Raw genomic sequence first — 21159 nt, forward strand, 5'->3', positions numbered from 1 at the left:
GACGGCTTCCAAGCGCGATTTAAAGGTTGGGCTTCATGTGGTCGCGAGTTTGGCGACGGGCCGCAATTCCGCGGCGAAGGGCCAGGTCACACTGGACATCGTTTCGATGCCGGACGCGCTGAGAGCTGCGCCGAAGAGGAAGCCCTGGACGAGGTCGGGTTTCACCGAATGCACCAGGATCTTCAGCTGTTCGAACGTTTCCACACCTTCGATGGTGACGGTCAGCCCGAGCACGCGGGTCAGGTCCACGATGCCCTTCAACAAGTCGAGCGAACGCTTGTTCTGGGTCACGTCCATCAGGAACGAACGGTCGATCTTGATCTTGTCGAGCGGCAGCTTGTGGAGGTAGCTCAGGCTTGAATAGCCGGTGCCGAAATCGTCGAGCGCGATGCGCACGCCAAGCTGCTTCAGTTCCTCGATATACTGGCGCGTCAGCGATTTGTCGTCGAGCAGCGCGGTTTCGGTGACTTCGATCTCGAGGCGGCCGGCGGCGAGCCCCGAAGTGGCAAGCGCGTCGCGAACCTTCTGGACGACGTCGCGGCTGCGGAAATCCTTGGCCGAAAGGTTGACCGAGACGCTGGTCTGTGCGGGCCATTTGGCGCATTCGGCGCAGGCAGCCGCGAGCACGAAGGTGCTGATCTCGGAAATGATGCCCATTTCTTCGGCCAGCGGAATGAAGACGCTGGGCGAAACCGGCCCGAGGTCGGGATGATCCCAGCGGCACAGCGCCTCGCAGCTGGCGATGCGCATGGTGTTCATCGCCACGATAGGCTGATAGACCACCCGCAGCGCCTTGCCTTCGACCGCCGTGCGCAGGTCGGCCTTCATCATCTGGCGGTTGCGGAACGCCGCATCCATCGCCGCCTCGAACAGTCGCCAGTTGTTCTTGCCGAGTTCCTTGGCCTTGTAGAGCGCCAGATCCGCCTTGACGATCATGGCGTCGACATCGGTGTCCTCGACCCTGGACAGCACGGTGCCCGCGCTTGCCTGGATGCGCAGGCTGTGACCAGCGACATCGACTTCGCCCTGCAGATCGGCAAAGATCTGGTCGAGCAGGCCGGTCAGATGGCTTTCATCCTCGACGCGGTCGAAGAAGATCATGAACTCGTCGCCGCCGAAGCGGCTGACATTGACGCCTTGCCCGGCGACGGCCGCCAGTCGCTCGGCAACGGCATAGATCAGCCCATCGCCGACCGGATGGCCAAGTGTGTCGTTGACGCTCTTGAAATCGTCGAGATCGAGCACCGCCAGGGCGCACAGCCGGTCGCGGCTGCCCGACGCCATGGCCTCGCCGACGAGCTCATGGAAATAGGCGCGGTTCGGCAGGCCGGTGAGGCTGTCATAGCGCGCCATGAAGCGGATCTTTTCTTCGGACTCGACGCGGGCGGTGACGTCCTCGAAGGTGATGACGCCGAGGTCCTGATTGCCCTCGCGGGCCGAGAACTCGTAGTGCTGGCCATTGGAGAAGGAGACCAGCACCTTGCGGTCACGGCCTTCGCGCAACGCGCGCGTCAGCTGCGCTTCGACATAGCGGCAGTCTTTCGGCGCCAGCATGCCGCCCGCAACGCCGCGCAGGAGCAGCGAATGGATCGACCGCCCGAGCAGCTGGTCGGGCGAGCGCAGCGACATCAGATGCGCTGCTTCGGCATTGCCGACCACGACCTTGCCGTCGGGTCCGAGCATGACCAGGCCATGCGACATGGTGTTGAGTGCGCGGTTGAAGCGCTGCGCGATTTGCCTCGCCTGCTTATGCCCGACCACGGCCGAGAACAGCACGTTGCGCACATGGTCGGCACTGCCCTTGATGATGAACATGAACGGGATGATGAGCAGCCCAAGCACGACACTGGGGATGTCAAACCTGAGGATAAGGGCTGCTGCGATCGGCCCGACGAAGGTTACCGCGAAGATCGTGACCATGCGGGGCGAGCCGTAGTTTCGGCCTACGACCGTGACCAGAGAGCCAAGCGTTATGGCGAGCGCTGCGATCTCGGCATATGCATCCGAGTAGACATAGATCGAAATGAAGCAGAACAGGCCCAGCATCAGCCCCTGGATGCTGCCGTTCAGGATATATTCGCGCTCCCATCGTGTCGCATCCAAGGCATCGTGGATGGAACCACCCAGGCGATGGAACCGCCGCAAGCTGAAATACCGCCAAACGCCGATGCCAAGCAGTGCTCCGGCAAGAACCAGGAAGACAGGCTGGCCGTTGCGCCAATAGACCATAAGGCTGGCGGTTGCGTGGCAAAGCGCGCCAATGACCAGCATATGCGCGTTGTCGAACAACGAGCGCACAAACTGGATATAAACATCCACAGGGATGTTATCGGTCTTTGTTCTGCCCATTACTGGCGCCCAACTGAACCACAGCCTTGGCATAGTCCCATTAAAAAACCTTTAGCTCGCGCTGAAGGGCCTGTTTTCCGGCCCTTTTGGCTACTCAGCGGCTTGTAATGCGCTTGGCTGCACCGGCAACTTGAATCGTTCAAGAAGGCGATTTCGTTCATCCGCCGCCTTTTCGGCGCTGGCCTGCCTCACATGGCCGTAGCCGCGAATGAGCGCCGGCACCGAGGCAAGGGCGATGGCGGCCTCGATCCTGCCTGGCGCAAGTGCCTTGGCGACAAGCTCCAGATCGGCCTCATAGCGGGCCAGAAGCTGCCGCTCGATGCGCCGCTCAGCGCTGTAGCCGAACACGTCGAAGGCCGTGCCGCGCAGGCCTTTCAGCGCCGCCAGCAGGCGAAAACCCTTCATCATCCACGGGCCGAAGCTCGATTTCCTCGGCTTGCCGTCATTGCCGCGCCTGCCCATGATCGGCGGCGCCAGATGAAATTCGAGCTTTTCGTAGCTATGGAACTGTTTTGACAGCTCCATAGCGAAGGAGCCGTCAGTGTAGAGCCGCGCCACCTCATATTCGTCCTTGATCGCCATCAGCTTGAACAGATTTTTGGCGGCTGCCTCGGTCACCGCGGTCGAGCCGGGCACGGCCTTTGCCTCGGCGGCACGCAGGACCGCCAGCCGCTCGACATAGCGCCTGCAATAGGCGGCATTCTGATAGGCAGAGAGGAAAGCGACGCGGCGGGCGATGATATCGTCCAGCGTCTCGGCGATCTCAGTGGCCTTGCTCGGTTGCGCGATGAGGCCGCGCACAAACTCCGGCTGATGCGCGGCGCGCCGGCCCCAGCGGAAGGCGGCGATGTTCATCGCCACCGCCTCGCCATTCAATTCAATCGCTCTTTCAACGGCTTGCGCGGACAGCGGCAGCCCGCCATGCTGGAAAGCGAAGCCGAGCATGAACATGTTGGCGCCGAGCGAATTGCCGAACAATTGGGTGGCGGTGCGCGTGGCGTCGAAGAAATGCGTCTTGTCGTCGCCAGCGGCAGCGCGGATCGCCTTCTTCAGGCGCTCGATGGGCAGCGAGAAATCGGCCGAGCGGGCGAATTCGCCAGGCATGATCTCGGCAGTGTTGGCAAGGAAAATGGTATGGCCTTCGCGCACCGCGCCAAGCACCTTCTTGGCGCCGGACACGACAAGGTCGCAGCCGAGTACCAGGTCGGCCTTGCCGGCCGAAACGCGGATCGCGTGGATGTCGTCCGGCGTGCGGGCGATGCGGACATGGGTGAACACCGAACCGCCCTTCTGGGCGAGGCCGGCCATGTCAATCATGCCGCAGCCCTTGTCCTCGAGATGGGCGGCCATACCGAGCACAGCACCTATGGTGACGACGCCGGTGCCGCCGACGCCGTCGATGATCGCCGCCCAACCCTCGCTACGGAGCGGGAATTCGGCTGGCACCGGCACGCCGTCAAGCGGGTCGGAGCGGCCGGCAATGCCTTCGGCCTTCCTGATCTTGGCGCCGTGCACGGTGACGAAGGACGGGCAGAAGCCGTTGACGCAGGAGAAATCCTTGTTGCAGCTCGACTGGTCTATTCTGCGCTTGCGGCCGAACTCGGTCTCGACCGGCTGGATCGAGACGCAGTTCGATTGCACGCCGCAATCGCCGCAGCCCTCGCAGACCAGTTCGTTGATGAAGACCCGCTTGTCGGGATCCGGGAAGGTGCCACGCTTGCGGCGGCGGCGCTTTTCGGCGGCGCAGGTCTGGTCGTAGAGCAGCACCGAGACGCCCTTGACGTCGCGCAGCTCGCGCTGAACGAGGTCGAGGTCGTCGCGGTGGTGGATGGTGGCGCCGAAGGGGAATTCGGCCTTTCCTGCATATTTGTCCGGCTCGTCGGTGACGATGGCGATGCGCTCGACGCCTTCGGCGCGCACCTGCCTGGCGATCATGTCGACAGTCAGGCCGCCCTCATGCGGCTGGCCGCCGGTCATGGCGACGGCGTCGTTGTAGAGGATCTTGTAGGTGATGTTGGCATCGGTCGACAGCGCGAAGCGGATCGCCAGCGTGCCGGAGTGATTGTAGGTCCCGTCGCCGAGATTCTGGAAAATGTGGCCGCGCTTGGAGAATGGCGCCTGGCCGACCCATTGTGCGCCCTCGCCGCCCATGGCGGTGAAGCCGACCGTGTTGCGGTCCATCCACAGCGCCATGAAATGGCAGCCGATACCGGCGGCGGCGATCGAGCCGTCCGGCACCTTGGTCGAGGAATTGTGCGGGCAGCCGGAGCAGAAGAACGGCGTGCGCGAACCGATATCGCTGGTGTCGGCAAGCATCGCCTGGAACTGGCGCAGCTTTGCCACCTTGGCAGTGATCTCTTCCGAAGGGCCGATTGTGCGCAGGATGCGCTCGCCCAGCGCAATGGCGATCTCGTTGGGGTCGAGCGCGCCCTTGGCCGGGAACAGCCAGTCGCCGCGCTCGTCCTTCTTGCCGACGATCATCGGCTGGGTGGCGGTGCCGTAGAGGTTTTCGCGCAGTTGCACCTCGATCAGCGAGCGCTTCTCCTCGACGACGACGATGGTGTCGAGGCCGCGGGCGAATTCGGCGATATGCTGCAGGTCGAGCGGCCAGGGGCAGCCGACCTTGAACAGGCGGATGCCGATGCGGTTGGCGGCGGCCTCGTCGATGCCGATGTCTTCCAGCGCCTGGCGGACATCGAGATAGCTCTTGCCCAGCGTGATGATACCGAGCTTCGGCGCGCGGCCGCCCGAATAGACGATGCGGTTCAGGCCGTTGGCATGGATGAAGGCGGATGCAGCGGCGCGCTTGTATTCATGCAGCCGCTCCTCCTGGCCGAGCATGTCGATCTCATCGCGGATGTTGAGGCCGCCGGGCGGCATATCGAACTCCGGCACGACGATGTTCAGGCGCTCGAGCGCGGCATCGACGGAGGCCGTGGATTCGATGTTGTCCTTGACGCATTTGATAGCCGCCCAGGTGCCGGCGAAGCGCGACATGGCAAAGCCGTAGAGGCCGTAGTCGATGATCTCCTGAACGCCGGCCGGGTTGAGGATCGGCACCATGGTGTCGACGAACAGGAATTCGGTGGCGTGCGCATTGGTCGATGATTCGGCCATATGGTCGTCGCCCATCAGCGCAAGCACGCCGCCATACTTCGACGTTCCCGCGAGGTTGGCGTGGCGGAAAACGTCGCCGGAGCGGTCGACGCCCGGTCCCTTGCCGTACCAGACCGAAAACACCCCGTCATGCTTGCCTTCGCCCATTAATTCCGTCTGCTGAGAGCCCCAGCAGGCGGTGGCGGCAAGCTCCTCGTTGAGGCCGGGCTGGAAGACGATGTCGGCCTGCGCCAGCTGCTTTTTCGCCCGCCACAGCTGCATATCGAGGCCGCCGAGCGGCGAGCCGCGATAACCGGACACGAAGCCGGCCGTGTTGAGGCCGGCCCGGCGGTCGCGCTCGCGTTGCATCAAAAGCATGCGGATGACCGCCTGTGCGCCGGACAGGAAGATGCGCTCCTTACCAAGATCGAACTTGTCGTCGAGCGCGACGTCGTGCAGCGTCATCAGGCATTTCCTCTGCGGAGACAGCACCGGGGGCGCGCAGCCAACGTAGGAGTGAGATGGCGCAGTCTTTCTCCGCTTGCAAGGCAGGTCAAACGAAATCGAAAGTGCCAGGCAAAGCGCAACGAACGATCCGCTGCCGTCGCGTATTCGGCACGAAATCGGTCCGCGGCGGTTGTCCGGCGACCAGAAATTTCCACGCAGTCGCGCCGGGCAAAGACGCGTCAGCCTTTCGAGCAATCCGGCTTCGGCTCACCCGGCAGCTTGCCGTCGGGATGGCCGGCAAGATCGGGATTGGCCGTATAGAGCTGGTCGACCACCAGCGGCCGGTCGGGAAGGATCGACTGGTCCTCGCTCGACATCAGCGTCGTGTCGATCTTCTGCAGGAACGTGCCGTCAGGACCCCTGATGCTGATCGAAATCGCATAGGGCTTGTCCTTGACGATACAGGTCAGCGCCGGGCTTTCCAGGCTGACCTTGTCGAGCTTCGGCCAGACCTTCTGCTCGATCACCAGGGGAGGACCGCCAGCCGGATTCTGGAAGCTGGCGACCGCAACCTGGCCTTTGCCCATCGGCTGCAGGGGCCGCAGCGTCACGACATAGGTCGCCCGGGCGAGGCGGTAATTGAAGACGACGACCTTGCCGGAAACCTCGAACAGCTTGCCGTCGCCGCCGGTGTCGCGGCAGGCGCCAAGCGCAACGGCTGCAATGAGCGCAGCACCGACAAGGATCGGACGAAAAACAACCCTAAGCATTGTTGACCTCATGTGCCGCCGTGCGGCGGCGATAGTGACGGCTTGCTTTCTGGCGGTTGCCGCACACAGCCATATCGCACCAAAGGCGGCTGGAATTGCGGCTCCTGTCGACGAACAGCCAGCTGCAATTGGGACAGATCCTGAGCCTGGCGACCGTGTCGTCGCGCAGCAGCGACAAGGCCGAAACCGCCAGCGCCGCCTCGAACGCGATCGGCGTCGATGGATCGCCGAACGGTCTACCCGGTGCGCCGATTTCGGCAGGGCTCCGATCGAGGCCGTTGGCGCAGGCCTTGAGAAAAGCGGCGAGGTCGCCGGCGGCAAGCGCACCTTTCGACACCGCGCCGCGAAACAGGCGGTCGGTCGTCTCGCGGATCGCCAGCACCACCGGGGCGATCCTGTCCGGCGAGGTCGCCTCCAGCGGTCTGCCGCCAAGCTCGGCACCGCGAAAGCCGGTTGCGGCGTTGGCGAAGCGCGCGATCTCGGCCGGATCGGCAAAACGGTCGAAAGTCTTTTCCGGATCGTTGCGCAACACCACGGTGTTGGCCGTATCGAGCGCAAGAATGCCGCCGGTGAAGCGATGTGGGGTCCAAGATACTGTCATATCAGAAATCTAACCGATAAATCGCGTTTGACAAGTTAGATTTTACGATGCAAACCTTGGCGCGGGCTCCGGCGCAGGATTTTGTTGAGGCAAGTCGTTGCCCCAAAACCGCTTTGCACTTTTGGGCGACATGCCCTGAAAGCTGTCCATGCTCTATTTCTTCCAGCAGGTGCTGAACGGGCTGCATTCCGGCGCGCTCTATGCGCTGCTTGCCTTCGGCTACGTGCTGACCAACGGCATCCTGCACCGGACCAATCTCGCCTATGGCGCGCTGTTCGCCTTTTGCGGCCAGACGATGATCCTGACCGTGGCCTTCGGCTATCAGGTATTGTGGCTGACCTTGCTGGCGGCAGTGGTGCTCGGCGTCGTCACGGCTTTCTTTTATGCCGCGCTGATCGGCCACGTGCTGTCGCGCAGCGTCTTCGAACCGCTGGCCGACCGCACGCCCAATGCCATTGTGGTGACGACGCTCGGCATCCTGCTGGTGCTGTCGGAAGCAAGCCGTATCGCCGCCGACACGCATGATTGGTGGCTGCCGCCGATGCTGGCGCAGCCCATCGTTTTTGCTCAGGATGCCGGCTTCCAGGCGACGCTGACGCTGATCCAGCTCATCGATTGCGCGGTGGTTCTGGCGGCAATCATGCTCGCTGCATGGGCGTTTGCCCGCTCGGGCTTCGGCCGCCGCTGGCGCGCCGTCTCCGACGATCCCAAAGCGGCTGCCATGTGCGGCGTGGACGTGCGTGCAGTGTTCCGGCATGCGGTGCTGTTCGGCGGTTTCTGCGCCGCGCTGGCCGGAATCATGGCCGCCCTTTACTACGGCAATGTCAGCTTCGGCTCCGGCCTTGTCTACGGGCTGAAAATCCTGTTCGTGACGGCGGTGGGCGGCTATCTCTCTCCGCCTCGGGCCGCGCTCGGTGCGGCCGCCTTCGGCATGGCGGAGTCGCTATGGGCCGGCTATTTCCCGGTCGAATGGCGCGATGGCTGGATGTATCTGTTCCTGGTCGCGGCACTTGTGCTGATCGGTCCTGGCCGCGACCAGCAGAAGATCGCCTGATCGCCGCATCCGCTGTCAGACTTTGGTTGCATGACGCAGCAGCCGGTCGGCACTTTATCCCCTGCCTCCCGTCACGACGGCGTTGATCGCGCCATGCCATGTTGACCCGCCGAACCACGCACGGCATACCGTTGGGCCACAGCGGCGCGACGGAAAATACGGGAGCCGGCGCGCCTTCGACCTGAGGGAGGAAATGCATGGCAGGGCTGCTCGCTCTATCGAGAACGATTGACCGTATGAACGAGTTCATCGGCAGGTGGATATCGTGGCTGATCCTGCTGGCAATCCTGGTCAGCGCCGCCAATGCCATCATCCGCAAGGTCTTCGACGTCTCGTCGAATGCCTGGCTGGAACTGCAGTGGTACCTGTTCGGCGCCGCCTTCATGCTGGCCGCCGCCTATACGCTGAAGCAGAATGACCATATCCGCATCGACATCGTCTACGGCATGTGGTCGCGCCGCGTGCAGCACTGGATCGACCTGCTCGGCCATGTCTTCTTCCTGATGCCGTTCGTGACGCTGATGGTGATCTATTTTGTCCCCTACGTGTCGCTGTCGTTCCGCAGCGGCGAAATGTCGAACAATTCCGGCGGCCTGATCATCTGGCCGGCCAAGGCGATCCTGCTCGTCGGCTTCTTCCTGCTGGCGCTGCAAGGCATCTCCGAGATCATCAAGAAGATAGCCATCATGCGCGGCGACATGGACGATCCCAATCCGTTCATCTCGGTGCACGAACAGGCCGAGCTCGAGGCTAAAGCCCTTGCTGAAGAGGCCAAGGCGCTCGCCCAGGAGGCGCGCCCATGATCGAGTTCATCGCCCAGAACATGGCGCCGATCATGTTCGCTTCGCTGATCATCTTCCTGCTGATCGGCTATCCCGTCGCTTTTTCACTCGCCGCAAACGGCCTGATGTTCTTCTTCATCGGTGTCGTGCTGTCGCCCTATTCGGGCGGCTCGATCAACCTGGCGTGGCCGCTGCTGCATGCGCTGCCCGACAATTTCTACGGCAGCCGGGTGATGTCGAACGACACGCTCTTGGCAATCCCGTTCTTCACCTTCATGGGCATCGTGCTGGAACGATCGGGCATGGCCGAGGACCTGCTCGACACGATCGGCCAGCTGTTCGGCCCGGTTCGCGGCGGCCTTGCCTATGCGGTGATTTTCGTCGGCGCGCTGCTTGCCGCTACCACGGGCGTGGTCGCGGCTTCGGTCATCGCCATGGGCCTGATCTCGCTGCCGATCATGCTGCGCTACGGCTATGACCGACGACTGGCGTCGGGCGTCATCGCGGCATCCGGCACACTCGCCCAGATCATCCCGCCGTCGCTGGTGCTGATCGTTCTGGCCGACCAGCTCGGCCGTTCGGTCGGCGACATGTATGCCGGCGCGCTGATCCCCGGCCTGGTGCTGACCGGCCTTTACACGCTCTACATCCTGACCATGTCGATTGTCCGGCCGAACTCGATGCCGGCGTTGCCGCTGGCGGCCCGCACGCTTGGCCACGGCGTGCTGTCGCTGCTCGCGGCACTGCTGGTGGCAGTCGCGGCTTCCTATGCGGCCTATCGCTACCTTGCGCCGGCGCATGGCGACAATGCCGATATCCTTGGCGCCAGCATCGGGGTGATCCTGATCTATATCGTGGCGATCGCCGACAAGGGCCTGAACATCAACATGATGTCCAGGTTGGCGCAGCAGGTGATCATCGTTTTGATCCCGCCTCTGGCGCTGATCTTCCTGGTGCTGGGCACCATCTTCCTCGGCATCGCCACCCCGACGGAGGGCGGCGCCATGGGCGCGGTTGGCGCCCTGGCGATGGCGGCAATGAAGGGGCGGTTGTCGCTGGATGTCATCAAACAGGCGCTCGCGTCGACCACCAGGCTTTCCTCCTTCGTGCTGTTCATCCTGATCGGCGCGCGGGTGTTCTCGCTGACCTTCTACGGCGTCAACGGCCACGTCTGGGTCGAGCATTTGTTGACGTCGCTGCCGGGCGGCGAAGTCGGGTTCCTGATCGGCGTCAACATCCTGGTCTTCGTGCTCGCCTTCTTCCTCGATTTCTTCGAGCTCGCCTTCATCATCGTGCCGCTTTTGGCGCCGGCAGCCGATAAGCTCGGCATCGACCTGATCTGGTTCGGCGTGCTGCTCGGCGTCAACATGCAGACCTCCTTCATGCACCCGCCTTTCGGCTTTGCGCTGTTCTACCTGCGCTCTGTCGCCGCGCGCGTGCCCTATCTCGATCGCCTCACCGGCAAGCAGATCGCGCCGGTGACCACCGGCCAGATCTATTGGGGCGCCGTGCCCTTCGTCTGCATCCAGGTGATCATGATCGGGCTGACCATCGCCTTCCCGCAAATGGTCATGCGCTACAAGGGTGCGGCCGTCGATCCGGGAACGATCGAGATCAACTTGCCTGATATGCCAGGCCTTGCGCCTCTCGGCACACCACCACCAGCCAACGGTGGCCCATCACCCGCGGCGCCACCGTTGAACGATCTCTCGCAGCCGCCGAATTTCGGCGAGACGCCGCCCGCCAAGCCGGCGGCGCCGGCGACCGACCTGTCGCAGCCGCCGAACTTCAACTGATGTGTGAACACTGAGAACCTGAGTGAGGATGTTATGAGAGCCGTGCGCCTGGAAGCCGTGGGCAGCATTGCGCTACGGGAGGTCGACAAGCCTGTTGCGGGACCGCAGGACGTTCTGGTGCGCGTCGAAGCCTGCGGCGTTTGCGGCACCGACCGTCACCTCCTCCACGGCGAATTCCCTTCGAGCCCACCGGTGACGCTTGGTCACGAATTCTGCGGCATCGTCGAGGCTGTCGGTGATGCGGTTTCCGGCATCGCCATCGGTGACCGTGTTACCGGCGATCCCAACATCTTCTGCGGACGCTGCAGTCATTGTCGGGCTGGCCGGGTCAATTTGTGCAGCAATCTCAGGGCCATCGGCATCCATCGCGACGGCGGCTTCGCCGACTACGTCGTGATGCCGCAGAGCCAGGCCTTTCTTCTGCCTGCGAACCTCAAGCCAACGCATGGCGCCTTCTGCGAGCCGCTGGCCTGCTGCCTGCACGCTGTCGACCTCGCCGGAATCAGACCCGGCGCTGCCGTGGTGGTGCTTGGTGGCGGCGTCATCGGCCTGCTTACCGTGCAATTGGCGAGGCTCGCAGGAGCGGCGACCATCATCCTGTCGACGCGGCAGGCCTCCCGCCGTGCGCTCGCCGAAGAGCTCGGTGCAACGACGACGGTCGACCCAAGCGCGGTCGACCCGATCGAGGCGATCGCCGGCCCAGCCGGCCTTGTGCCCGGCGGGGCCGACGTGGTGCTCGAATGCGCCGGTGTCCCCGATACCGTCGAACAATCGATGCGGCTGGCGAAGTCCGGCGGCTCGGTGGTGATCGTCGGCGTGATGCCGCAAGGCGTGAAAGTGCCCTTCGAACCGTTCGACATCCTGTTTCGCGAGCTGAAGGTTCTCGGCTCGTTCATCAATCCCTTCACCCACAGGCGGGCGGCGGACCTTGTCGCGTCCGGCGCAATCGAGATCGACAAGCTCATCTCAAGGCAGGTCGGCCTGGAGGAAGCCGCCTCGGTGATCGCCAATCCGGCAGCGCCGGGCGAGGTCAAGGTGTTGGTTGTGCCGGGCAGGGAATGAAGGGCAGCCTCAATCCTGCGGTGTTGGCGATTGGCGAAACGGCGATGACCGCGCCCCTCTCCCCGTCACTATACGGGGAGAGGATGCCGGCAGGCAGGTGAGGTGCAGCGTCAACGCTTGGAAAGATAAGCTATAATTTCGGGGCGGCTACCAAGCCCAAGGCGATCAATCGCCGAAGGTTGCGCCGCCCCTCATCCACCTGCCGGGACCTTCTCCCAGTATAGTGACGGGGAGAAGGGACAGATCCCAGCCTACAGTTTGCCGTTGCGCTGCTGGACCATCATGAAGGTGTCGTAATTGTACTCGGCCACCTGCGCCCACAGATAGTGCTCCTTGCGGAAGCCCTTGATCGAGTCCCAGATCTTCTTGAACGGTGCGTTGGTGGCTTCCATTTCGGTGTAGACCTCATTGGCCTTCTCGAAACAGGCGGCCATGATGTCCTGGCTGAACGGGCGCAATTTCGCGCCGCCGGCCACCAGCCGCTTCACCGCCGCAGGATTGAGAAAATCGTATTTCTGCAGCATGTTGGCGTCCGCCGCCTGCGCGGCGGTGTGCACAAGCGACTTGTAGGCGGGCGACAGCTCCTCGTACTTGGCCTTGTTGAACAAGAGATGGACGGTCGGGCCGCCTTCCCACCAGCCGGGATAATAGTAGTAGGGCGCGACCTTGTAGAAGCCGAGCTTCTCGTCGTCATAGGGGCCGACCCATTCGGCGGCGTCGATCGTGCCTTTTTCCAGCGCCGGATAGATGTCGCCACCGGCGATCTGCTGCGGCACGACGCCGAGCTTCTGCACCACTTTGCCGGCAAAGCCGCCGATGCGCATCTTGAGGCCGGACAGGTCGGCGACGGTGTTGATCTCCTTGCGGAACCAGCCGCCCATCTGCACGCCGGTGTTGCCGCCGGGCAGGCCGAAAAGACCCTGCGTGGCAAGAAACTCGTTGAACAGGTCGATGCCGCCGCCATGATAGTGCCAGGCGTTCATGCCGCGCGCGTTGAGCGAGAACGGCACCGCCGCACCGAGTGCCCATGTCGGGTCCTTGCCCCAATAATAGTATGACACCGTGTGGCAGGCCTCGACAGTGCCGGCAGTGGTGGCGTCGGCGGCCTGCAGGCCGGGCACGAGTTCGCCGGAGGCGAAGACCTGGACCTGGAAATTGCCGTCCGTCGCCTCAGACAGCATCTTGGAGAAGACTTCCGCGCCGCCATAGATCGTATCGAGTGACTTGGGGAAGGATGACGCCAACCGCCACGTCACTTTCGGATTGGACTGGGCGATTGCCGGTGCGGCTAGCGTCGCGGCAGCCGCCGCAGCGCCCACGCCGGTGACCCCGGCCTTGCGGATGAATGAACGACGATCCATGCAGAACCTCCCTTTTGGACCAACAAACCGACATCAGGGACATCTCCTCGCGCCCGGTATCGATTTGCCGAAACAATACACGGGCAAGGGGTCGAGTCCAGCATGGCAGCGGGATTTGACGGCGGCGCTGGCGACAAATCCGCGGGCCGGCCAGCCAGCCTGCAACTATAGTCTAACGTTCGCCGCGTGGCCCATGCGAGATGGCGAAACTTGCCATGGAAAAGCGCCTTCGGATCGCCTATTTTGCAGGCACAATAGATTATTCGCTTCGCTCCAAATGGAATCCGGACCCAAAATGCACCAGCCGCTCGTCGCCATATCGACCGACGTCCGTCAGTTCGACAACTACACCTGGCATGCCGTCCCGCAGCAATATATCGAGGCAGCACTTTCCGGCGCCGGCGTGTTCCCGCTTTTGGTGCCGTCCTTCGGCGACCGGCTCGATTTCGACGAGCTGTTGTCTTCGGTCGACGGTGTCATGGTCACCGGCTCCAAGTCCAACGTGCATCCATCACTCTATGGCGGCGACGCCAGCGAAGCCAACGGCCCCTATGACCCGGCGCGCGATTCCACCACGCTGCCGCTGATCCGCAAGGCGATCGAGCGCGGCGTGCCGCTGCTTGCCATCTGCCGCGGCATCCAGGAGTTGAACGTGGCGCTGGGCGGCACGCTTGGCACCGAGATCCAGGAGCGCGAAGGTTCGCTGGACCATCGCGCGCCCGTGAGCGACAACCAGGACGAACGTTTCGCCATTCACCAGACCATTTCGATCAAGCCGGGCGGCTGCCTGGCCGGTGTATTCGGCGCCAGCGACATCAAGGTCAACTCGCTGCACCGCCAAGGCATCGACCGGCTCGGCTCGAAGCTGCAGGTCGAGGCGGTTGCCGGCGACGGCACGGTGGAGGCGGTTTCGGTGAAGGACGCCCGCGCCTTCGCCGCCGGCGTGCAATGGCACCCCGAATACTGGGTCAAGTCGGACGGCAACTCGGCCAAGATCTTCCGCGCCTTCGGCGATGCGGTGCGGCTGCATGCGGCGGCGAAGGCCGGTGCACGGGCGGCGGCGGAATAAATCCCGACGATCAATTGCCGGCGGATTGATCCCGTTCGCCGGTTGTCGCCAGCGACAGCAGCGGCGTGGCCGGAGCGTAGGATTCGTAGCCGTCGCCATCCGCAACCGAGAAGGTGACGATCGGGTCGGTGCCGTCGGCGCTGAACGCGATCGTGCCGTCCTCGCCCTCTCGCCAGAATTTTGCCCGCTCGATGCCGGGCAGCAGCCCGCGGCAATTCGGCGCCACGGTCAACAGCGACAGGCCATCGTCAATCGCGGCGCCGCGGCTAACCGCGCAGTCGCCTTCGTCGCCATTGGCGACCAGCCTGAAGGTGGTTGCCGGCCTTGCTTCATTGGCCGAACTTTCACTGCTGCCGCCGTGAAACAGCTGAAAGCCGGCGAAAAGTGCCGCTGCCGCAATCGATGCCGGAAGTTTCGTCATCTTGCACTCCGCGCCCCCCGGCGCAGATGCAGAATGATTCCAAAGCGTTAAGTCAACGTTAACGAGTGTGGCAGAGAGCCGCTCAGCTTCGTGGCTTGACTTGCGCCGTCTCAGGCACCGGGGTCAGTGGCCGGCGCTCGCTGAACCAGGATACCAGATTGTCGACGCACAGATCCGCCATGGCGCGGCGCGTATGGTGCGAGGCCGAGCCGACATGGGGCAAAAGCGAGGTTGGCGCCTCCAGCAAAGCCTTGGGCACATTCGGTTCATCGGCGAAAACATCGAGCCCGGCCGCGGCGATGGTGCCGTTGGCAAGCGCTGCGGCGAGGTCTGCCTCGTCGACCGTGCTGCCACGGCCGATGTTGACGAAAACGCCGTTGGCGCCAAGCGCCGCCAGGATTTCGGCATTGACCGCCTTCTCCGTGGAAGCGCCGCCCGGCACTACGGAAATCAGCGTATCGACCGCTTCGGCAAGGCCCTTCAGCGTCGGGTGGTATTCATAAGCCAGACCTTCGACCTTGCGCCTGTTGTGGTAGGCCACCGGCAGCCCGAACGCTTCCAGCCGGCGCGCAATGGCAAGGCCGATGCGGCCCATGCCGTAAATGCCGACATGCCGACCGCGCAAGGTCAGCCGGCTCAGGGGATAGTTGCCCTTCTTCACCCAACTGCCGTCGCGCAGCCATTTCTCGGCCTTGTAAAGTTCACGCACGGTGTTGAGCAAAAGGCCGATCGTGGTGTCGGCGACCTCCTCGGTCAAAACATCGGGGGTGTTGGTGACCATGATGTTTTTCTTGGCCGCATGGCCGGCATCGACCGAATCATAGCCGACGCCGAAGGAGGCGATGAGTTCGAGGTTGGGCAATGCATCCATCAATGCCGCATTGACGCCGGCGAAGGACGCAATGGCGCGCACGTCATGGCGCATCTCGTCGGTGACCAGGGCGGGATCGGCGCGCTCTATCTTGACCCGCTTGAAGGTGCGGTCGATGCGCTCGACCGCATGGTCGTTGAAATGTCCTGGCACCAGAACGGCGACGGTCTGCAACGCATCAGTCTTGGTCATGCACGCTCCACCGGCTTGCCGGTCGACTGGCGCACATGCAGTTCCGGCTTGATCAGTTCCTGTGACGGCCGTACCGCCTGTCCGTTCAGCTTGTCGAGCAGCGCGCTGGCGGCACGGCGGCCGACCTCTCGCTGGCCATTCCAGACTGTGGTGAGCGCCGGTGTCGCGATTGCCGCCTCCTCGAGATCGTCATAGCCGGTCACCGAGATGTCGGCGCCCGGCACCAGGCCGGCGCGGGCAATGCCGTTCATCAGGCCGATGGCGACCAGATCATTCCAGCAGCAAGCGGCGGTTGGCTTGTCTTTAAGCGCCAGAAACTGTCCAGCCGCCTCGAATCCGCCCTGCTTGGTGCGCGGCCCGGCGATGCGCCAGGACGGCCTGACCTCAAGCCCGGCGGCCTCCATGGCGTTGAGATAGCCCTGGTAGCGGTCGCGCCCGGTCGAGGTCTGGTCGGTGCCGCCGATCATGGCGATGCGCTTGTGCCCGAGCGAGATCAGATGATTGGTGGCAAGTGCCGTGCCATAGGCATCGTCGCCGCGAAACACCGGCACGTCGGCGCCTTCCACGCTGCGTGCGATCAGCACCGCCGGCAGGCCGTTTTCCTCGGCCATGACGATGTCAGAGGCCGGCGTGCCGATGGCCGGGGACATGATGACGCCGTCGGCGCCGAGCTGCAGCAGCGTATCGATGAAGGTGCGTTGCTTTTCCAGCTGGTCGTAGTGATTGGACAGGATGAAGGTCTGCCGGCTGCGGTCGAGTTCGCTCTCGATCGAGCGCAGGATCTCGGCGAAGAACGGGTTCATGATGTCATGCACGACGACGCCGACAATGCCCGAGCGCGAGGTGCGCAGTGAGGCGGCGCGGCGATTGTAGATATAACCGATGGCCCGCGCGTGCTCCTTGATGCGGTCACGCGTGGCGCCTGCGACCAGCGGGCTGTCGCGCAAGGCGAGGGAGACGGTGGCCGTGGAGACGCCAAGCGCATCCGCGATCGTCGAAAGCTTGATCTTTTGTGCCAGCCCTTGGCTCCCCGAGTTTTTTAAATTTTTTAAATGCGGCGTTATGCCATCGGATTCGGAGCAAATCAAAGTTTTTTCGCCATAGCCTCCGCCTCGACATCGACGGTCGTGCGATTGCGCAGCCGCAAACGGTGCTCGCGATGGATGATGTAAAGGCCGCTGGCGACGATGATGGCTGCACCCACCAGCGTCCAGCGGTCGGGGAACTGGTGGAAGATGATCCAGCCGGACAGGATCATCCAGACCATCTGCGAATAGGGGTACGGCGCCAGCGCCGTGGTGGTCGCCAGGCGGTAGGCCTGCACCAGCAGCCAGTGGCCGCCGGCGCCGAACACGCCCAGCATCACCAGTATGAACCAGTGCCAGCCATCCTGCGGCAGCCCATGCGAGAACGGCAGCATCGGCAGAAGCAGCACGGCCGGCGCCAGCGCCGAAAACAGGATCAGGCTTTCCGAGGTTTCGCTGGCTGACATCCGCCGCGTCATGATGACGTAAAAACTGTTCGACAGCATCGAGCCGAGCGCGAAAAGATGGCCGATGCCGAACACGCCGATGCCCGGCCTTGTAATGACGAGCACCCCGACAAAGCCCGACAGGATTGCCAGCCAGCGCCGCCAGCCGGCCCATTCACCAAGCAGCGGTCCGGCAAGGGCGGTGATCACCATCGGCCCGAAGAAGTAGATCGAGGTGGTCTCGGCCAGTTGAAGCGTTTTGAGCGCCATGACGTTGCACATCGTCGAGCCGAACAGCAGACCGCCGCGCAGGATGTGGGCCGGCAAATTGTTGGCGCGGAAGCGCGACGGCTCGCGCCAGCCGCGCAGGAAGACGCCGACAAGCAGGACATGGACGGTGAAGCGGGCCCAGGCGACGATCAGCGCCGAGACGCCGGCCAGCACCAGATATTTGCTCGATGTGTCGAGAAAGGTGAAAAAGACATAGGTCGAAAGCATGAACAGCATCGCCGCGGGCGGCGTTGCGCTTTCGTCTGATTTTGCGGGAACGTTCAATGTCAGGCCGGGCAGGGAGGATCAACGCTTAACCTTTGCGGCAATCGCCTGCGCCCGGCAAGCCAAAAGCGACTGGCACAACAGGAGCCGCGCGCAGGCTCAGCGCGGGCCGATCCTATGCCGGCTAAAGCGCCTCGCCGGATGCCACTTGCGCCTGGAGATGAAGCCACAACGCCTGGGCGACGGGTCCGTGCGGTCGGTCGCGCCGGCGCACCGCCGCCAGGGTCTCCGTCCGGCCGGGCAGATGTGCACCAGCGATCGAGATCAGCCTCCTATCCCGCAGTTCGTCCTCGATCAGCCATGCCGGCAGATGGCCCCAGGCCAATCCGTGAAGGATCAGTTCCTTCTTCATCAGATGATCCGGCACCGAGCACTGATGCGCACCGTCGACGAGGAAATAGCTCTCCGGCGACGGCCGCCGCGCCGTGTCGCGGATCACGCACTGGGTGAAGGGCCGCATCTGCTCCGGCGCAATCTCGCGGCCAGGCGCGAACGGAAGGAACCCAGGCGCCACCACCGGCACGAGGGGCACCGCGCAGAGATGGATCCGCTCGAGATGCGGATCGGAAGGATCCGCGCGATGGAAGATGAGGTCAGCCTCTCCTTCCATCAACCGTTCGAGCGGACCGCCGACCGCCTCGTACTCCAGGTGCAGGCGTGTCCCGGTGCGTTCGGCAAAGAAGCCGCTGAGCATAGGCAGGATTTGCGGTCGCGGGCAGAGATCACCCACGACCACACGCAGGACCGTCTCCTCGCCACTCGCCAACTGGCCCGCATAGGTTCGCAGATGGTCGAGCTCGCGCAATGTCAGCTGCGCTCGCGCGTGAAACTCGCGGCCCGCCTCCGTCAGCCCCACCCGATATCCGCTGCGGTCGAGAAGTGTGAGCCTGAGCAACTGCTCGAGGCGTGCGACAGCGGCGAAGACGGATGGATGCGATCGGTTCAAGGCAAGGGCGGCCGCCTGGAAGCTGCCCTCGCTTGCCACGGCGTCAAAGCACCGTAGGTCGTGGAGTTTCAGACCATTCATTATCGCCAAAACCTACTGAGATTGTCCAATCATAGTAATTTTCCTGGATAATTACGAGGCCTAGGGTGGCTCATTCAAAGGGCGGCGGGAGCATCTAACTCCTTTCGCCAGGGTGAGATGAGGACCAGATGACTGACACGCTTTATTTTACGACGGGCGACGGCTGCCGGATCGCCTATCAGCTGGCGGGGGCCGGCCCTGTGCTTGTGCTCTCGAATTCCATTGCGACGAACCTGCATATGTGGGACCGGCAGCTAGCGGAACTTGCCGGATCTTTCCGGGTGCTGCGCTATGATCTGCGCGGCCACGGCAGTTCCGATGCTCCGGCCGGAGCCTATTCGCTTGATCGGCTGGGCCGCGACGTCCTTGAGCTGCTGGATGCGCTTCAAATCGCCCGCGTGCATTTCTGCGGGCTGTCGCTGGGCGGCTTCGTAGGGCAGTGGCTGGGTATCCATGCCTCGGAGCGCATCGAGCGTCTCATCCTTTCCAACACCTCGCCGCATCTCGGGCCGGCTTCTTACTTTGATGAGCAGATCAGGACTGTCCTTGCAGCGAGCAACATGTCGGCCACCGCGGACATGTTCATGCACAACTGGTTTCCCGCCTCGATGCTTGCCGGCCCAAACGAAACCGTCGACGCGTTCCGCGCGATGGTCCTGGCGACGCCGCCCCAAGGTCTCGCGGGATGCTTCGCCGCCGTACGCGATTGCGATCTGCGCCGGACTGTCTCCCTCATTACCGCGCCCACCCTGGTGATCGGTGGAGAAGACGACAAGGTAACGCTGGCAAGCCACAGCGAGGCGATCGCAGCCAGCATCCCCGGCGCCACGCTTACACTGCTTCCGGGCGTCCATATGCTGAACGTCGAGCGGCCGACTGAATTCATGAGCGCCGTTACACGCTTCCTGCTGAATTAGGCGTGCATGCGGGCGCCCTTGGTGATCTTGTCGACGAGTTTCTTGTCGGCACGCAGCGCGATGCCGACGATCTTGGCGTCCTCAGGCCCGAACTCGGCGAAGACCGCGCGGTTGGCCGCATCGAAGCCGGTGGCAAACATCTCCTCGACATAGGCTGACCCCGTCACGCCCCGCTCCAGCGCCTTCCGGTGGATGGAGTTGAGCGTCGGCCCATCGGCCGAAAGCACGATGACCGGCTGGATCGACAGAGGATTGTAAAGGTTGCCGGCGCGGTCGCGGTAGGGTTCGCCGATAATGGCGGGGAATTGCGCGACGATGCCGCTGGTCAGGAAGGCGGCGACGTTGAGCTTTTGCCAGACGGCGAGATCGTCCCGCAGCACGATTGCAAATTTCGTATCGAACACCAAAATGAGGACTCCGGAGCACGCCCATGAAGGGCAGGGATAGGTGATGACGCACGATCTAGAAGGTGAGGCGACGCAGGGTCTTGAACGTTCGTGCGCGGATGAAGACCGGATCGTCTCGGCGCCTGTTACCGCTGGCATCGAGCGCATCGAGGCGCATTTCCATGGCAACGCCTTCGACCTGCACCGTCATGATACGCTTGCCGTCGGCGTGACGCTTTCCGGTGTGCAGCGCTTCCACTACAGGGGCACTGTCAACCACAGCCTGCCCGGCCAGGTTATCGTGCTGCATCCCGACGAAGTGCACGATGGCGGCGCCGGGACCGAGGATGGTCTGCGCTACCGGATCCTCTATCTGGAGCCGTCACTGCTGCTCGACTGCCTCGACGGCGCGCCGCTGCCTTTCGTCAGGGATGCTGTGGTCAGCGATCCTGCCTTGCGTGGCACGCTGCTTTCGGCCCTGTCGCCGCTCGATGAGGAACTGGACGAGCTGTTCGTCGCCGATTTCGTTGCGGAGCTGGCGCAGCATCTGGGGCGTCATGCGGGACAGAAAGCAAAGCCGATGGGGAGGTCGGCCTCACGTGCGGCAGCGCTGGCGCGCGGCTATCTCGAGGAGAATGCGGAGCGGTCCGTTCGTTCCGATGAGCTGGAAGCCGTCACCGGGCTCGACCGCTATGCGCTGTCACGCCATTTTCGCGCGACCTATTCCACCAGCCCGCATCGGTTCCTGCTGATGCGCCGGCTGCAAAAGGCAAGACGGATGATCGAGGTGGGCGAGCCGCTGGCCGAGATTGCCGTTGGCGCCGGCTTCAGCGACCAGAGCCATTTCAACAGGCATTTCAAGAAAGCATTCGGCCTGACGCCCGGCCGCTGGTCGGCGCTGGTGCGCGGCCCTTCGGTGGCGGCCTAGCTCA

The 21159-nt window shown here is 63.5% G+C and carries 18 protein-coding genes; 7 read left to right on the forward strand and 11 right to left on the reverse strand.

Going from position 1 to position 21159, the window contains the following annotated elements:
- Window positions 1–33 precede the first annotated feature (33 nt).
- The 4 genes from X730_RS147800 to X730_RS147785 form a co-directional block, all read right to left on the reverse strand.
- Window positions 34–2349 (reverse strand): EAL domain-containing protein, encoded by a 2316-nt coding sequence (locus X730_RS147800; RefSeq protein WP_023739659.1) that lies wholly within the window; start codon window positions 2347–2349, stop codon window positions 34–36.
- Window positions 2350–2439: 90 nt separating this feature from the next.
- A complete protein-coding gene (locus X730_RS147795; RefSeq protein WP_023826661.1) occupies window positions 2440–5910 on the reverse strand; it encodes an indolepyruvate ferredoxin oxidoreductase family protein in 3471 nt (1156 codons plus the stop codon).
- 221 nt (window positions 5911–6131) lie between these two features.
- The gene (locus X730_RS147790) at window positions 6132–6662 is read right to left on the reverse strand and encodes a hypothetical protein (protein WP_023826662.1); all 531 of its coding nucleotides are present in this window, start codon (window positions 6660–6662) and stop codon (window positions 6132–6134) included.
- Entirely contained in the window at window positions 6655–7263 is a 609-nt protein-coding gene (locus tag X730_RS147785; RefSeq protein ID WP_023746551.1) for a CGNR zinc finger domain-containing protein, read from the reverse strand. The genes X730_RS147790 and X730_RS147785 overlap by 8 nt, the downstream gene beginning before the upstream one ends.
- Before the next feature lie 148 nt (window positions 7264–7411).
- On the opposite strand from X730_RS147785, the gene X730_RS147780 reads away from it, so the two are divergent.
- The 4 genes from X730_RS147780 to X730_RS147765 all read left to right on the forward strand — a co-directional run bounded on the left by X730_RS147780 (window position 7412) and on the right by X730_RS147765 (window position 11957).
- On the forward strand, window positions 7412–8317 hold the full coding sequence (locus X730_RS147780) for a branched-chain amino acid ABC transporter permease (RefSeq protein WP_023746552.1): 906 nt from the start codon (window positions 7412–7414) through the stop codon (window positions 8315–8317).
- Window positions 8318–8514: 197 nt separating this feature from the next.
- Window positions 8515–9120: a TRAP transporter small permease subunit gene (locus X730_RS147775; RefSeq protein ID WP_023683517.1), complete on the forward strand. Its 606-nt coding sequence runs from the start codon at window positions 8515–8517 to the stop codon at window positions 9118–9120.
- Window positions 9117–10895 carry a TRAP transporter large permease subunit gene (locus X730_RS147770; protein WP_023750422.1) on the forward strand — a complete coding sequence of 593 codons (1779 nt, stop codon included), beginning with the start codon at window positions 9117–9119 and terminating at the stop codon, window positions 10893–10895. The genes X730_RS147775 and X730_RS147770 overlap by 4 nt, the downstream gene beginning before the upstream one ends.
- Before the next feature lie 33 nt (window positions 10896–10928).
- On the forward strand, window positions 10929–11957 hold the full coding sequence (locus tag X730_RS147765) for a zinc-dependent alcohol dehydrogenase family protein (RefSeq protein ID WP_023689236.1): 1029 nt from the start codon (window positions 10929–10931) through the stop codon (window positions 11955–11957).
- 251 nt (window positions 11958–12208) lie between these two features.
- Here the strand turns inward: X730_RS147765 and X730_RS147760 are convergent, their stop codons facing one another.
- Window positions 12209–13318, reverse strand: a complete 1110-nt coding sequence (locus X730_RS147760) for a TRAP transporter substrate-binding protein (protein WP_023671351.1) — start codon at window positions 13316–13318, stop codon at window positions 12209–12211.
- Between the two features lie 295 nt (window positions 13319–13613).
- On the opposite strand from X730_RS147760, the gene X730_RS147755 reads away from it, so the two are divergent.
- On the forward strand, window positions 13614–14387 hold the full coding sequence (locus X730_RS147755; protein ID WP_023826663.1) for a gamma-glutamyl-gamma-aminobutyrate hydrolase family protein: 774 nt from the start codon (window positions 13614–13616) through the stop codon (window positions 14385–14387).
- 10 nt (window positions 14388–14397) lie between these two features.
- Here the strand turns inward: X730_RS147755 and X730_RS147750 are convergent, their stop codons facing one another.
- The 5 genes from X730_RS147750 to X730_RS147730 all read right to left on the reverse strand — a co-directional run bounded on the left by X730_RS147750 (window position 14398) and on the right by X730_RS147730 (window position 18924).
- Window positions 14398–14808 carry a hypothetical protein gene (locus X730_RS147750; RefSeq protein WP_023671353.1) on the reverse strand — a complete coding sequence of 137 codons (411 nt, stop codon included), beginning with the start codon at window positions 14806–14808 and terminating at the stop codon, window positions 14398–14400.
- An 82-nt stretch (window positions 14809–14890) separates the two neighbouring features.
- A complete protein-coding gene (locus X730_RS147745) occupies window positions 14891–15871 on the reverse strand; it encodes a 2-hydroxyacid dehydrogenase (protein ID WP_023826664.1) in 981 nt (326 codons plus the stop codon).
- Window positions 15868–16890 (reverse strand): LacI family DNA-binding transcriptional regulator, encoded by a 1023-nt coding sequence (locus tag X730_RS147740; RefSeq protein ID WP_023671355.1) that lies wholly within the window; start codon window positions 16888–16890, stop codon window positions 15868–15870. Before X730_RS147740 ends, X730_RS147745 begins: the two co-directional genes overlap by 4 nt.
- 65 nt (window positions 16891–16955) lie before the next feature.
- Window positions 16956–17840, reverse strand: coding sequence for a DMT family transporter (locus X730_RS147735; protein WP_032910109.1), 885 nt, complete (start codon window positions 17838–17840; stop codon window positions 16956–16958).
- Between the two features lie 181 nt (window positions 17841–18021).
- Window positions 18022–18924 carry a LysR family transcriptional regulator gene (locus X730_RS147730; RefSeq protein WP_023826666.1) on the reverse strand — a complete coding sequence of 301 codons (903 nt, stop codon included), beginning with the start codon at window positions 18922–18924 and terminating at the stop codon, window positions 18022–18024.
- Window positions 18925–19052: 128 nt separating this feature from the next.
- Between X730_RS147730 and X730_RS147725 the strand changes: the two genes are divergently transcribed.
- Window positions 19053–19841 carry an alpha/beta fold hydrolase gene (locus X730_RS147725; protein WP_023683512.1) on the forward strand — a complete coding sequence of 263 codons (789 nt, stop codon included), beginning with the start codon at window positions 19053–19055 and terminating at the stop codon, window positions 19839–19841.
- Here X730_RS147725 and X730_RS147720 read toward each other — a convergent pair.
- Entirely contained in the window at window positions 19838–20245 is a 408-nt protein-coding gene (locus X730_RS147720; protein ID WP_023683511.1) for a DUF2000 family protein, read from the reverse strand. The two genes, X730_RS147725 and X730_RS147720, sit on opposite strands and share 4 nt — an antisense overlap.
- A gap of 46 nt (window positions 20246–20291) precedes the next feature.
- Between X730_RS147720 and X730_RS147715 the strand changes: the two genes are divergently transcribed.
- The gene (locus X730_RS147715) at window positions 20292–21155 is read left to right on the forward strand and encodes an AraC family transcriptional regulator (protein WP_023826667.1); all 864 of its coding nucleotides are present in this window, start codon (window positions 20292–20294) and stop codon (window positions 21153–21155) included.
- The last annotated feature ends 4 nt before the right edge of the window (window positions 21156–21159 follow it).

The sequence above is a fragment of the Mesorhizobium sp. L103C131B0 genome (genome assembly GCF_000502275.1).
Lineage (GTDB): Bacteria > Pseudomonadota > Alphaproteobacteria > Rhizobiales > Rhizobiaceae > Mesorhizobium.